Genomic DNA, 13733 nt, shown 5'->3' on the forward strand with positions numbered 1-13733 from the left:
CTCAGGGGGAGGCTTACATGCGCTCAGCATGGCGCAGGGGCATGGCGACCGCCGGCGCTGCCGCTGTTCTCACCGCGGTCCTGACCGCGCCCGGCGCCGCCGCCGATCCGGCGGTGTCCACCGGCCCGGGGGTCGAGGTGGAGATCCCGGGCCCGGAGCGCGGCGACGCCGCCGGGTCGGGCCACACGCGGGTCCCGCGGGACGGGCGGGACCGGCCCTCCCCGAGACTCTCGGCGGCCGAACAGTCCGCGGACGGCGCCGTCACCAAACTGCTGGACAACGGCTCCACCGGCGACCGTCTGGACATCGTGGTCGTCGGCGACGGCTACACGGCCGGCGAACTCGACCGGTTCCACATCGACGCGAAGGAGATGTGGGCCGAACTGGCCGGCGTCGAGCCGTACACGACGTACCAGAGCCTCTTCAACGTCTGGACGGTCGACGCCGTGTCGAACCAGACCGGTGTTTCGGGCGATCCGGGACCCGACGCCGTACGGGACACGGCCCTGGGCTCCTACTTCTGGTGCGACGACATCGAACGGCTGCTGTGCGTCGACCAGGCGAAGGTCGACGGCTACGTCGCGAAGGCGCCGGAGGCCGACCTGGTGGTCGTGCTCGCCAACAGCGCCAAGTACGGCGGCGCGGGGTACAACGAGCCGAGCGAGACCCTGGGCTACGAGGGCATCTCGACCGCCTCGGCGGGCAACGAGAAGTCCGGTCAGGTCGCCATCCACGAGACCGGCCACTCGCTGGGCAAACTGGCCGACGAGTACTTCTACCCCGACTACCCGGGATACGAGCAGTACACCGGGCCCGAGCCCGGCGACTCCAACATCTCCGTGCTGACCGCCGGGGACATGGCCGCGCAGCGCGCCAAGTGGCACCGCTGGCTGGGGGAGGCGTCGCCCGACGGCGGGGTGGTGGGCGCGTACGAGGGCGGGGGCTACTACGTCACCGGGCTGCACCGGCCCACCGACAACTCCCTGATGCGCTCCCTGGACAAACCGTTCAACCTGCCCGGCGTCGAGGCGATGATCGCCGGCTTCCACCGCCACGCGCGGCTCGCCACCGCGGTCACGCCCACCGAGCGCCTGCTGCGTCTGCGGGACACGGCGCGGGTGTCCGTGCCGCGGCTCACGGGCTCGGAGCGCCACCGGCTGAAGGTCCGCTGGTACCTGGACGGCAGGGAGCTGAAGCCGCTCGCGGGCCACACCCGGGTGCGGGTCACGGACCTGGTCCTGTTGCTGCTCGACCGGCGCACGCACAAGCTGTCGGTCACCGTCGAGAACCGTACGGCCGCGGTACGCGACCCGGAGATCGCGAAGGCGCTGAAGTCCACGGTCGGCTGGAACGTCCGGCTCTGACACGGAGCGGAGGCCGGCCCCGTGCCGTAGTCGGGGCGGGTGCGGCGGTCGGGCGACGAGCCCGACCGCCGCACCACCGGCTCTGCCGACAGCGGGCTCTGCCGACAGCGGGCTCTGCCGATACCTGGCTCTGCCGACATCGGGTGCGGCCGACGTCAACCGGCGGACAGGGCGTCGCGGCTGCCCGGTGAGTCGTCCCGACGGCCGGACCGGGTCCCGGCAGCCGTGTTCAGGTGCGACTGCGAGTCGCGCTCGGCAGGCAACGGTCCCGAGACGGTGAAGTAGCGCCGGCCGGCGACGAGCAGCTCCTCCGCGGGGAACTTGGTGATCACCTCGCACCCGTCCGCGGTCACCACGAGCTCCTCCTCGATCCTGGCCGCGCCCCAGCCGTCCTGTGACGGCCAGTAGGTCTCCAGCGCGAAGACCATGCCTTCCTCGATCACCTCGGGGTGATCCAGGGACACGAGCCTGGAGAACACCGGCTTCTCCCAGATCGACAACCCGACACCATGGCCGTACTGAAGCGCGAAGGCCGCTTCCTCGTCGGGGAACCCGAACTCCTGCGCCGTCGGCCACACCGACACGATGTCGGCCGTCGTGGCTCCGGGCCGGACCAGGCTGATCGCTTCGTCCATGTACTCACGGCAGCGCGTGTACGCGTCGCGTTGAGCGGAAGAGGCGCTGCCGACGGCGAACGTACGGTAGTAGCAGGTGCGGTAGCCGTTGTAGCTGTGCAGGATGTCGAAGAACGCCGGATCCCCGGGCCGCACGATGCGGTCCGAGAAGACGTGGGGGTGCGGTGCGCACCGCTCCCCGGAGATCGCGTTGACGCCTTCGACGAACTCCGAGCCGAGGTCGTAGAGCGTCTTGGCCACCACACCGACACACTCGTTCTCGCGCACACCCGGCCGGAGGAACTCGTAGAGGTTCTCGTAGGCGGCATCGACCATCGAGCACGCGTGAGTGAGCAGACTGATCTCGTCACGCGTCTTGATGCGCCGGGCCTCCAGGAACACCTGCTGGCCGTCGACCACGGTGATGCCCGCGTTCTGCAGCGCCATCAGGACCGGGAGCTCGATGACGTCGACGCCGAGCGGTTCGCCCAGGAGACCGTGGATCTCGAGCTCGTGCTTGATCTTCCGGGCGACGGAGTCGCCCATGCCGACCAGAGGGTTGATCGCGCCGCGCAGCGTGGATATACCGGCGCGGGCGCCGCTCGGGTTGCGGGCATCGGCCCCGTGGTGGGCCCCGTGCGGATCACCGTCGGAGTGGGCCTTCGAGTAGTCCAGCCACGGGTTGTACAGCTGGTGGTGCTTGGCGGCGGAACCGAAGTCCCAGACGATCGGCTCGCCTCCCCTGACGAGCAGCGAGAACCGGATCATCTTGTCGATCGCCCAGGTGCCGATATGGGTCGACGTCATGTAGCGGATGTTGGAGAAGTCGAAGGCCAGGACGGCGCCGACGTCGGACTGTTCCAACGACGCGCGCAGACGAGCCAGCCGCTCTTCGCGGAGCCTGCTCATGTCGACACGGGTCTCCCAGTCAACCGCGTTCGGCCCAAACGTAGGAATCGCCATCACAAGTCCTTTGCCAAGCGGACAGTTACAGGTGGTGGAACCGCGCGCGCCGCCTTGTACTCGGCAGGGCGCGCGACGAGTGTGAAGTGCTACTGCACATCCGTGAGTGGAGTGGGGAAGCGGAACGCCGGTTCTGCCCAGGAGGCCCGCTTCACGAACGTCACGTCGACTTCGGCGCCGGTCCGCACCGTGCCCAGGACGGCGGCCGTGCCCAGGACGGCGACCGTGCGGTCCCGGCACACGCGAAGCCGGCACGGGTGACCGTCCACGCACCCGAGATAGAAACCGGGTGCGGGGCGCACGAACGGGGCCGGGATCAGTAACCGGCCCTCGTCGCCGACGGCTGCCGGAAGGGTGAGGAAGGCTCCGAGCAGGTCGGCGGCAGCTTCGAGGTCTCCGTCGAGGATCAGCCTGCGGATCCGCGTCGATGAGACCGGCTCATCTTCCGGGCCCCGTGTGACAAGCGGGACGACCCGGGTGCTCAGCTCGGGAAACCGATCGAACGTGCTGGTCGTCCCCACGCCCCGGGCACCGAACCGAAAGCCCTGGCCGACACTGACGAACCCGGCACCGAGCCGGTCGACAACGACACCTTCGACGAAGTCCTCGGCGGAGACGCGCGACCAGGCCCGGTCGAACGGGACGATCGCCACGCGCCGCACCCCCAGGGCGGCGAGCTTGTGCAGCTTTCGCCGGCGATCGCTGAGCAGGCTCGGCACCCGGCGTGGTTCGAGCACCTGCAGCGGGTGCGGGTCGAAGGTGAGCACGGTGTCGCACCCGTGGAGGACCTGACGGTGACCGACGTGAACGCCGTCGAACGTGCCGATCGCCACTCTGGCGCGCGAGCGCGTCCCACCGGTGTGGCGGCGGCCACCGCCGGCCCGTCCCTCAGGGGGAGCCTCGAGACTGAAGACCTCCATCGCCCGTCCCTCCTTCACCCGGTGAGCAGGCTGAGCGAAGGCCAGTGTGCGACGCGCACCGTTAGTCGCCGCGAAAGCGAGAGGTGGCCGGGCGGTCCGCCTGTGAATCCCGCGTCAACCACGCGTGCCCTCGGCGCCGGCAAGGCTCGGCCACCGTGGCGCCCATGGCGCACGGGCTCCTGGTGGCTCGTGCCCTGCACCCGGCCGGGAGAGGCCGGGTGCGGCGCCGCTTCGCGGGATCGCGGCTCTCCTCACAGCAGGATGCGCAGCGGGTGCTCGAGCACCTCCACCAACGCCGTCATCCACTGGGCCGCGGTGGCGCCGTCCACCGACCGGTGATCGACGGCGAGGGTCAGACGCAGAACGGACGCGATGCCGATCGCACCGTCGTCGACGACCGCCTCTTGCCGCACCGCGCCGACGGCCAGGATCGCTGCCTGTGGCGGGTTGATGATCGCCGCGAAGTCCTCGGTGCCGTACATCCCGAGGTTGGTGATCGAGATCGTGCCGCCTTCCAGTTCGTCCTGCCGGAGCCGGCGCTCCTTCGCACGGGCGATCAGGTCCTTCGTCGCCGTGGCGACGGCGCTCATCGACAGCGAGCCCACGTCGCGGACCACCGGGGTGACCAGCCCGCCGTCGGTGGCGACGGCCACGGCGATGTCGACGCCCGAGAAGTGCCGGATCGAGGTGTCGTTCCACTGCACGTTCATCGCGGGAACGCTGACGTGCGCCGAGGCGATCGCCTTGACGAGCAGGTCGTTGATCGACACCTTCACGCCCTGCCCGGCGTTGATCTGCTGACGCAGCTCCAGCAAGGCGTCGACGCGTGCGCCGGCGCGCAGATAGAAGTGCGGTGTGTTCTGCTTGCTCTCCGTCAGCCGGCGGGCGATGGCCCCCCGCATCCGCGAGTTGGGTACGTCCACGAATCGCGCCCCGGCCGCCGGAGCCCCTGCTGACGGGACCCCTGTTGACGGCACCCCTGTTGATGCCACACCTGTTGAGGGGATCGCCGGCGTGGTGCCCTCCGGCAGTGTTTCCCCCGGCCCCGCCGACCTGACGACGGCCGCTTCGACGTCGGACCGCCGGATGCGTCCGTGGGGGCCGGTCCCCACCACAGCACGGAGATCGATTCCCGACGCTCGCGCGAGACGACGTGCCAGCGGGCTCGCGAAGACGCGCTCGCTCCCGTCCCGCGCGGCCTCGGTGGGCGCCGGAGCGTTCGTGCCCGCCGGCGTCGCGCGTTCCTGCGGCGCCGACGCGGAGGCGGTGACGGAGGCGGAGGAGGCCGTGGCCGGCGCCGCTCCCGTACCCAGCGACGCCACCAGGGCGTCCACCTCGGACGCCGGCTCGTCCGCCGCCCCCCAGACGGCGATCGGTGTACCCACCGTCACGGTCGTGCCCGCTTCCACCAGGAGGCGCAGGAGGACGCCGTCCTTCTCGGCCTCCACCTCGACCACGGCTTTCTCGGTCTCCACCGTGACGATCGGATCTCCGGCCGCGTAAGGGGTGTTCAAGCCGACGTTCCAGGACGCCAGGAGCGCCTCCGCGGTGTTGGCGGCGACCTCGGGCATGCGCAGGGTCTCAGCCATTGGTGCGCTCCTCAAAGAGCTCGCGGAGCTTCACGACGACTTCCTCCGTGGAGGCGAACGCGGCGCGCTCCAGCACCTTGCTGATGCTCGGCGACGCCTCGCCACCCGTGACGCGCTCGATCGGGGCGTCGAGCCAGTCGAACAGCCGGCGCTGGATCTCGTCCGCGAGCCAGCCGCCGTAGGAGGTGCCGATGGCGCCCTGTTCGGCGATGAGCACGTTGTTGGTCTTCCTCACCGACCGGGTGATCGTGTCCCAGTCCAGGCTGGCCCGGTCCAGCCAGCGCAGGTCGATGACCTCGACGTCCACTCCCGTCTGCTCCACGGCGGCCAGAACGGCCGGCGTCATCGCCAGATAGGTGAGGATCGTCAGGGCCGATCCCTCACGGCGTACGGCGGCCTTGCCGACGGGAAGGTAGTGGTCGTAGTTCTCCGGCAGCCCGGGGCCGGTCGAGTTGTACAGGTCCACGTGCTCGAGAACCACGACCGGGTCGTCACAGGCCAGGGCCGTGTTCATCAGGCCGACGTAGTCGAACGGCGTCGACGGTGCGACTATTCGCCACCCGGGGGCCGTCGCGAAGATGCCCGCGGGGTCCATCGAGTGTTGTGATCCGTAGCCGGTACCGGTGGCGACCTTGCTGCGCAGGACGAACGGCACTCTGCCCTCACCTCCGAACATGTGGCGGGCCTTTCCGATCTGGTTGAACAACTGGTCTGCCGCCACCCACATGAAGTCGGCGTACATGAACTCGACGATCGGGCGGAAGCGGCCGTCCAGAGCCAGTCCGCCGCCGAGGCCGGCGAACGCGTTCTCCGAGATCGGGGTCCCGATCACACGGTCGGGGAACGCCTCACTCAGGCCGCGGGTGGCGCCATTGGTACCGCCGTTGAGTTTGTGCACGTCCTCGCCCATCACCACGACGCGGGGATCGGACTCCAGACGGCGCCCCATCACGCCGGCGACGGCGCCGATGAACGTCACGTCGGTCAGGGCTTCGGCGAAGTCCCCGGCGTCGGTGAACTCGATCCCGGTCAGCTCCGACAGGTCGCCCCGTACGCCTTCGTCGACGAATGCCGGGTCCGGCCACTCCGAGGGGACGATGCGGCGCTCACCGGGCTTGCCGCCGGGCCGCGGTTCCAGGAGGACGTCGCCGAGCCCGGACACCAGGGCCCCCGCGCGCTTGATCGTCTCCGCGGCCGCCTTCTTGGTGAGGATTCTGCGTCGCACCAGATGTCCCACCATGGTGTCGATCGGGTCGCGGGCGCGCCACTGCGCTTCCTCCTCCTTGGTGCGGTACCGGAACGCCGAGCCGGGAAAGGGGCCGTTCTGGTGGAAGTAGCGGTACACATCGGCTTCGATCACCGTCGGACCGCTGCCGCCGCGCATGTGCGCGAGAGCCTGTTGTGTCACGAGGTGCACGGCCAGTGGATCCATGCCGTCGACCTTCCAGCTCCGGATGCCGAAGCCCGGGCCGCGGCCGGACAGCCGTGGTTCCGCGGTGGCTTCGCTGACGTGGGTGGAGACGGCGTACAGGTTGTTCTCGACGAAGAAACACAAGGGAAGCGACCACGCCGCCGCGAGATTGAGGCTCTCCAGCGTGGATCCGATGTTGATCGCACCGTCGCCGAAGAACGTAAAGGTCACCGCGTCGGTGCCGGCCCCCTTGTGCGCCCATGCGGATCCGGCCGCGAGCGGTACACCGCCACCGACGATCGCGTTGGTTCCGATGGCGCCGGCCTCGTGCCACTGAAGGTGCATGCTGCCGCCCCGGCCGTGGCTGAAGCCCCGGTCCAGTCCGCAGATCTCGCGCAGGCTGCGCAGGAGCACGGCCCGCACGTCCTCGGGGAACGGCTGCGTCGGGTCGATGCCCTTCGGATGCAGATGGGCGAGGACCTTGGCGAGGAACTGGTGATGGCCACGGTGCGATCCGTTCACGGTGTCCTGCGACGTCAGGGCGAAGCACGCACCGACCGCGCCGCCCTCCTGGCCGATGCTGGAATGCGCGGGGCCGTGGATGAGGCCGTCCGCGGCGAGCTCCAGGACGTACTCCTCGAAGGCCCGGATCAGCACCAGTTGGCTGAACATTCCCGTCAGGAGGTCCGGAGCCGCGGCGTCCCAGTCCTCCTGGGTGACGACGAACTCCGACCACGCGGCATGTGCGTGGAGTGGGTTTTCGGCAGGCATCGGGTGCCCCCTTCAGTCGACCGGAGGACACCGACCCTGCCATGCGATTGGATCCAATCACAAGACTCTGCTCGACATCGGGCGCGGGAAGTGCCACGATGGCGCTACTTTGGATCCAAAGGAGGAAGATCGTGACTCTGCCCGGCCTGATGCGCCTCGATCACATCGGATTCACGGTGCCGGACCTGGACCAGGCTCATGCGTGGCTCGTGGACGTCCTGGGCTGTGAGTACCTGTACTCGCTCGGCCCGTTCGGCTCGGCGGGCGACTGGATGCCGGAGCACTTGAACGTGGACGCGCGCACCGTCATGCGTCAACTGCGCTTCTACCGGTGCGGTGAGCAGGCGGTGTTCGAGGTCTTCGAGTACCAGGCGGTTGAGCAGCGGACGGTGGTCCCGCGCAACAGTGACGTCGGCGGTCACCATGTCGCGCTGTATGTCGAGGACCTGGACGAGGCCGTGTCGTTCCTGAGGGCGAGGGGCGTTCCGGTGCTGGGGGAGCCGACCGTCAGTGCCGGGCCGTCGCAGGGGCAGCGGTGGGTCTACTTCCTCTCACCTTGGGGAATGCAGTTCGAGCTGGTGTCCTATCCTGGCGGTAAGGCCTACGACCGCGACCCGTCAGAGTTCAGAGGTGACCGCTCTTGAGTCCTGCGCACGCTCGCGATCCGCGCGGGTCGGACAGTGTCAGGAGTCAGCGCATCGCCGGCATCCTCCGTGACGAGATCCTCGCCGGCGATCTGTCGCCCGGCACCTGGCTGCGCCAGGACGAACTCGCGGCGCGCCTCGGCGCGAGCCGCATTCCGGTCCGTGAAGCGCTGCGGATTCTGGAGTCCGAGGGTCTCACCGAGTCGTTCCCCAACCGAGGGGCGCGGATTCCCGTGCTCAGTCTCGACGACGTGAACACGTACTACCGGATGCGCGAGCGGCTCGAGCCGCTGACGCTGACCGAGAGCCTCTCCCGTCTCACCGATGATCACCTCACCCGTCTGGAGCGCATCCAGGAGGAGATCGAGAGCCAGAGCGACGTCAATCGGTTCCTTCTCCTGGACCGCGACTTCCACATGACGACCTATTCGGGTTGCCCCAGCGGCCACCTGCTGGCCACGACGGAGCGGCTCTGGAACGCCACGCAGCACTATCGCCGTGCGTTCATGGTTCTCGCGGACCCCGACCGGGCGACGATCGTCAACGCCGAACACCGGCTGATCCTCGACGCCGTGCGGCGCCGCGACCCTGAGGACTGCGAGCGGTATCTCGCGGGGCACATCCGCCGCACCAGGGTCGAACTCACGGCCCACCCCGAGCTTTTCGTCGACGGCGATGACGCGGGCGGGAAGCCGGGAACCGTCTGAGCAGTCCGGATCTCGCACGCGTCGCGCACGGTTCTCTGATGGCCTGCAACGCGCGGCATGTATCCAACTCTGTTTCCACGTATGGCAGTTGCCTCACACTTCCCTGGTGTACCCCTCTTGGGAAGCCTACGATGGATCCAATCGTGGTTCATTGAATGTCCGTGTCAGGAGGAGAGCTCCGTGCCCATCGCTACCGTCAACCCCGCCACCGGTGAACTCGTCGAAGAGTTCCCCTCACTCACGAAGGAACAGGTCGACCAGCGCCTGACGCGAGCGGAGGCCGCGGCCGCCTCGCTCCGTGCCACCGACTTCGACACGCGCGCCCGGTGGATGCGGGCGGCGGCGAACCTGGTCGAGGCCGAGGCAGCCTCGACGGCGCGCATGCTCACGACCGAGATGGGCAAGCCGATCGCCCAGGCCCGCACCGAGGTCCTCAAGTGCGCGCACGCGATGCGGTTCTACGCCGACAACGCCGAAACCCTGTTGGCCGACCAGCCGCTCGCCGACCCGAGCGCGGTCAATGCCTCGGCCGCCTACACCTCGTACGAGCCGCTCGGCGTCGTTCTGGCCGTGATGCCGTGGAACTACCCGATGTGGCAGGTGATCCGCTTCGCCGCGCCCGCGCTGATGGCCGGCAACGTCGGCCTGCTCAAGCACGCGTCGAACGTGCCGCAGTCCGCGCTGTACCTCGACACGCTCTTCGAACGGGCGGGCTTCCCCGCCGGGTCGTTCCAGTCGCTCCTCATCGGAGCAACCGACGTCGAAGCAGTCCTGCGGGACCGGCGCGTCGCCGCCGTGACACTGACCGGTTCCGAGCCGGCCGGGCGGTCGATCGCCGCCGTCGCGGGCTCCGAGGTGAAGAAGGTCGTGCTGGAGCTGGGCGGCTCCGACCCGTTCGTCGTGCTGCCTTCCGCCGATGTTCGCGCGGCCGCCCGCACCGCCGTGACCGCTCGTACGATCAACAACGGCCAGTCATGCATCGCGGCCAAGCGGTTCATCGTCCACGCGGAGGTGTACGAGGAGTTCGTCGAGGCCTTTGTCGCGGGCACGAAGGCGCTGACCATCGGCGACCCGCTCGACGAGGCAACCGAGATCGGGCCGATCGCCACGGAGTCCGGTTGGCGCGAGCTGGGCGAACTGGTCGACGACGCCGTCGCGAAAGGTGCCGTCCTGCGGTGCGGTGGCTCCGCGGTCGGTACCGAGGGGTGGTTCTTCGAGCCGGCGGTGCTGGAGGAGGTCACCACCGAGATGCGGGTGTACCGGGAGGAGGCTTTCGGTCCGCTGGCCGTGGTTCACCGGGTCGACGACATCGAGCAGGCCGCGGCGCTCGCCAATGACACGCCCTTCGGCCTCAGCTCGTCGGTGTGGACCACCGACCCGGTCGAGGAGCGGTTCCTGATCACCCGCCTTCAGGCCGGTGCCGTCTTCGTCAACGGCATGAGCGTCTCCTACCCCGAGCTGCCTTTCGGCGGCGTGAAGGACTCCGGTATCGGGCGCGAGCTCGCCGCGGAAGGCATCCGGGAGTTCTGCAACCTCAAGACGATCTGGAAGAGCTGACGCGAACCGTCGGTTTCCTCGGACAGGCGTGACGGGCTCCGCCGTCGCCCGTCGCCCGTCGCCCGTCGCGCACGGTCCCGACGGCGCGGGCACGTTCGTCGGTGTCGTCCGACCAGGCCGCACTCGCCGGGCCGGCCCAGTGCCAGGGTGCTGCGGCAACAGTGTGGCACCGGCCATGGCCAGGGGGTGTCGACGACGGGGCCGGGCGGGTGGCGCTTACGGTGCCCGTCAGCCCCAGCCTCTGGAGACACCGTGAAACTCGTACCGAGCGCCGGCGATGCCTGCGCCGCCCTGGCCCTGGGCCTGGTCATCCTGACCGTCACCCCCGCTCAGGCCGACCCCACCGGACCCGACCGTGCCATCGCCTGCGACACCGAGGCCCTCAAGAACGCCATCCACGCCGCCAACACCGCCGGAGGCGGCACCGTCCAGCTGGCCCGCAGATGCACCTACACACTCACCACAGTGGACAACACCGGGCTCCACGGCGCGAACGGCCTCCCCCTCATCACCGCCCCCATCACCCTCAGGGCCGGCAAGAACACGGTCATCGAACGCTCCGCCGCCGCACCCGCGTTCCGCATCTTCGAGGTCACCGGCCCCGCGGGCGCCCTCACCCTCGACGGCACGAACCAAGGCCGCCGCCCCGGCGACCACCGTGACCCCTGGAACACCGCCGACGCGCTCCTCACCGGCGCCGACCGCGACGACCGTGACCGGGCCTGCCGGAACGGCTCGGGCCTGACCGTCCGGGGCGGCAGCACCGCCGACCGTGGAGGCGCCGTCTTCGTCGACGACGACCGCAGCCTCACCCTGCACTGCGTCAGCCTCACCAACAACACCGCCGCGAACGGCGGCGCCGTCCAGAACCTGGGCACCGCCGACGTCCGCGCCAGCACTCTCAGCGAGAACTCCGCCGCAGCCGGCAGCGGCGGCGCCATCAGCAGCCAGAACGGCGAGCTGAACCTCACCGCATCCAAGCTGAGCCACAACACCGCGGCCGGGGGCGGCGGCCTCTTCGTCGAGGGAGTATCCGCGACGGTCAGCGCGAGCGTGATCGAGCACAACACCGCCACCTCGGACGTCGGCGGCATCTATGTCGCAGGCGGGGTGGTGGACATCGTCAAGAGCACCATCCGGCACAACACCGCCACCAACATCGCCGGCGGCCTGGCCTCTACCGGCGGTTCCGTACATCTTCGGCACAGCTCCGTCAGCGAGAACACCGCCAGGCAGGCAGGCGGGATTCAGGCCCAGAGCCAGGTGGTGGTCGACGACAGCAAGGTCAACAAGAACACCGCCGATCTCGGTGGCGGCATTGTGGTGATCCAGGGCAACATCACCATGAGCCGCAGTCAGGTCAACGAGAACCGGGCACGCATTACCCGCGGCGCCGGCATCATCAACGTCAACACCCTGACGCTCACCGACGTCGAGGTGGCCCGCAACGTCGCCAACGCACCCGCAGGCGGCATCCACAACAGCGGCACCGTCACGGTCAACGGCCAGACCCGCATCACCGACAACACCCCCACCAACTGCACGGGGAGCGCCACTCCCGTACCCGGCTGCGTCGGCTGACGACCACACCGGAAAGCCCACGCCCACATCTGTGGGGCCCTCCCCATGGCGGGGCAGGAGTCCGCCCATGCCCTGGGGGAGGTGCGGCGCATCCGCACCGCCTACAGGGCATGGGCCTCAGGGGCGATGTTCTTGTTGAAGCGGAGCAGGTTGTGAGGGTCCCAGGCGGCCTTGACCGAACGCAGCCGCCGGTGCTTGGCCTCACTGCCGTGCACTCCGCGTCGCCACTCCTCGCCCAGGTCGTCGGTGAGGTTGGCGTAGCCGTTCGTCAGGGCGTGCGGCCGCATCGCCTCGGTGAGGGCCGTCGCCCACTGGTCGTACTGTGCGTCGTACGCGGGCGCGTCCCACTTGCTGATGGCTTCCCACAGCCAGGCGGCTCCCTCACGGGAGAAGGCCATGGCGTCCTCGTCGACATCCTCGGAGATCGCGCCGCCCATGAACGAGAGGTTGATCGTGCAGAAGGCGCCCGGGTTCGAGGGCGCGGCGGCAACGCTCGCCAGCAGCACGTCGACGGCGTCGGCGGACAGGGCCGGCAGATACCCACCCCGCAGGTTCATGCGCATGCCGTAGGGGGCGACGGCGTCGAGCATGCTGTTCGCCCGGACCCACGTGGTCTTCCCCACCAGGTCGGCAAGCGGTCGGCCGAGCGCGGCGAGCGGCTCGACGACCTCATGGGCCGAGGCGGGCTCACCGGTGTGGACCACGACGAGAACGAGCACGGGCCTCCCGTGCACCTCCTCGGGCAGCGTCGGCAGCGGGGGAGCGGGAGCGATCGCGACGAGCAGGCCCAGTTCCCGCGGGGCTGTGGCCAGGTGCGCCGGAAGCCTGCGGAGGATGTCGGCGGCCTGGTCGAACGGGAAGATCAGCTGCCCTGCGACGACGTCGGGGCCGACCCGGTGCGCGCGGTACTCGAACGAGGTGACGACCCCGAAGTTGCCGCCCCCGCCGCGCAGCGCCCAGAACAGCTCGGGGTTCTCGCTCTCGTCGGCGCGGACCTTGCGGCCGTCCACGGTGATCATGTCGCAGGCCAGCAGGTTGTCGACGGTGGCGCCGTGGCGGCGCATCAGAAAGCCGATGCCGCCGCCCAGGGTCAGCCCGGCGACGCCGGTGTTGCTGACCGTACCGGCGGGGACGGCCAGGCCGTGCCGCTGTGCGGCGGCGTCCATCTCGCCCAGCCTGACGCCGGGTTGGGCCCGTACCACCCGGGTCTCCGGGTCGACGGTGACCGCCCGCATCGCCGAGAGATCGACGACCAGCGCGCCACCGGGCATCGCATAGCCGTCGGAACCGTGTCCGCCGCTGCGTACGGCCACCGGGACGGCGTGCGCGGAGGCGTAACGCAGGGCGGTCGCGACGTCCTTCTCGTCGACGCACTGCGCGATCAGCGCGGGGCCCTCGTCGGCGGCACGGCCCTGGTAGAGCGCGCGCGTGGCGTCGTACCGCAGGTCGCCGGGCCGCAACACCGCGCCGCGGAAGCCGGTGGGGAAGCCGGAGTGGGTGCGGGGTTCTGTGGACACGCCCATGGGGGCCTCCAGTGTCAGGAACGGACAAGGCGAACGGGAAACCACGGCCTGTCGGGAAACCACTGCCTGTCGCCGGTGCCTTCGGCACG

At 69.7% G+C, this 13733-nt stretch carries 10 protein-coding genes; 5 read left to right on the forward strand and 5 right to left on the reverse strand.

What is annotated here, in order from left to right; genetic code table 11:
* The first annotated feature begins 17 nt into the window (after positions 1-17).
* Entirely contained in the window at positions 18-1364 is a 1347-nt protein-coding gene (locus OG766_RS30585) for a M64 family metallopeptidase (RefSeq protein WP_328726683.1), read from the forward strand.
* A 155-nt stretch (positions 1365-1519) separates the two neighbouring features.
* Here OG766_RS30585 and OG766_RS30590 read toward each other — a convergent pair whose 3' ends face one another.
* The 4 genes from OG766_RS30590 to OG766_RS30605 form a co-directional block, all read right to left on the reverse strand.
* Positions 1520-2941, reverse strand: a complete 1422-nt coding sequence (locus tag OG766_RS30590) for a M24 family metallopeptidase (RefSeq protein ID WP_266386366.1) — start codon at positions 2939-2941, stop codon at positions 1520-1522.
* Positions 2942-3030: 89 nt separating this feature from the next.
* On the reverse strand, positions 3031-3861 hold the full coding sequence (locus OG766_RS30595) for an FAD synthetase family protein (protein ID WP_328726684.1): 831 nt from the start codon (positions 3859-3861) through the stop codon (positions 3031-3033).
* Positions 3862-4112: 251 nt separating this feature from the next.
* Positions 4113-5450 (reverse strand): dihydrolipoamide acetyltransferase family protein, encoded by a 1338-nt coding sequence (locus OG766_RS30600; protein ID WP_328726685.1) that lies wholly within the window; start codon positions 5448-5450, stop codon positions 4113-4115.
* Positions 5443-7632, reverse strand: a complete 2190-nt coding sequence (locus tag OG766_RS30605) for an alpha-ketoacid dehydrogenase subunit alpha/beta (protein ID WP_328726686.1) — start codon at positions 7630-7632, stop codon at positions 5443-5445. The genes OG766_RS30600 and OG766_RS30605 overlap by 8 nt, the downstream gene beginning before the upstream one ends.
* Positions 7633-7763: 131 nt before the next feature.
* On the opposite strand from OG766_RS30605, the gene OG766_RS30610 reads away from it, so the two are divergent.
* From OG766_RS30610 to OG766_RS30625, 4 genes are all read left to right on the forward strand, one after another.
* Complete coding sequence (locus tag OG766_RS30610; protein ID WP_328726687.1) at positions 7764-8276, forward strand: VOC family protein; 513 nt, start codon at positions 7764-7766, stop codon at positions 8274-8276.
* Positions 8273-8983: a GntR family transcriptional regulator gene (locus tag OG766_RS30615; RefSeq protein WP_328726688.1), complete on the forward strand. Its 711-nt coding sequence runs from the start codon at positions 8273-8275 to the stop codon at positions 8981-8983. Before OG766_RS30610 ends, OG766_RS30615 begins: the two co-directional genes overlap by 4 nt.
* A 180-nt stretch (positions 8984-9163) precedes the next feature.
* On the forward strand, positions 9164-10540 hold the full coding sequence (locus OG766_RS30620) for an NADP-dependent succinic semialdehyde dehydrogenase (protein ID WP_328726690.1): 1377 nt from the start codon (positions 9164-9166) through the stop codon (positions 10538-10540).
* A 252-nt stretch (positions 10541-10792) separates the two neighbouring features.
* Positions 10793-12121: a hypothetical protein gene (locus OG766_RS30625; RefSeq protein WP_328726691.1), complete on the forward strand. Its 1329-nt coding sequence runs from the start codon at positions 10793-10795 to the stop codon at positions 12119-12121.
* A gap of 101 nt (positions 12122-12222) precedes the next feature.
* Here the strand turns inward: OG766_RS30625 and OG766_RS30630 are convergent, their stop codons facing one another.
* Positions 12223-13644 carry an FAD-binding oxidoreductase gene (locus OG766_RS30630; protein WP_328726692.1) on the reverse strand — a complete coding sequence of 474 codons (1422 nt, stop codon included), beginning with the start codon at positions 13642-13644 and terminating at the stop codon, positions 12223-12225.
* Positions 13645-13733: the final 89 nt, after the last annotated feature.

This window comes from Streptomyces sp. NBC_00259 (genome assembly GCF_036181745.1).
In the GTDB taxonomy this organism is placed as follows: Bacteria; Actinomycetota; Actinomycetes; order Streptomycetales; family Streptomycetaceae; genus Streptomyces; species Streptomyces pratisoli.

What these genes read in the sequence shown, in the direction of transcription:
- OG766_RS30585 (WP_328726683.1), top strand. Translation starts at nt 18, where the DNA reads ATGCGCTCAGCATGGCGCAGGGGCATGGCGACCGCCGGCGCTGCCGCT.
- OG766_RS30590 (WP_266386366.1), bottom strand. Translation starts at nt 2,941, where the DNA reads ATGGCGATTCCTACGTTTGGGCCGAACGCGGTTGACTGGGAGACCCGT.
- OG766_RS30595 (WP_328726684.1), bottom strand. Translation starts at nt 3,861, where the DNA reads ATGGAGGTCTTCAGTCTCGAGGCTCCCCCTGAGGGACGGGCCGGCGGT.
- OG766_RS30600 (WP_328726685.1), bottom strand. Translation starts at nt 5,450, where the DNA reads ATGGCTGAGACCCTGCGCATGCCCGAGGTCGCCGCCAACACCGCGGAG.
- OG766_RS30605 (WP_328726686.1), bottom strand. Translation starts at nt 7,632, where the DNA reads ATGCCTGCCGAAAACCCACTCCACGCACATGCCGCGTGGTCGGAGTTC.
- OG766_RS30630 (WP_328726692.1), bottom strand. Translation starts at nt 13,644, where the DNA reads ATGGGCGTGTCCACAGAACCCCGCACCCACTCCGGCTTCCCCACCGGC.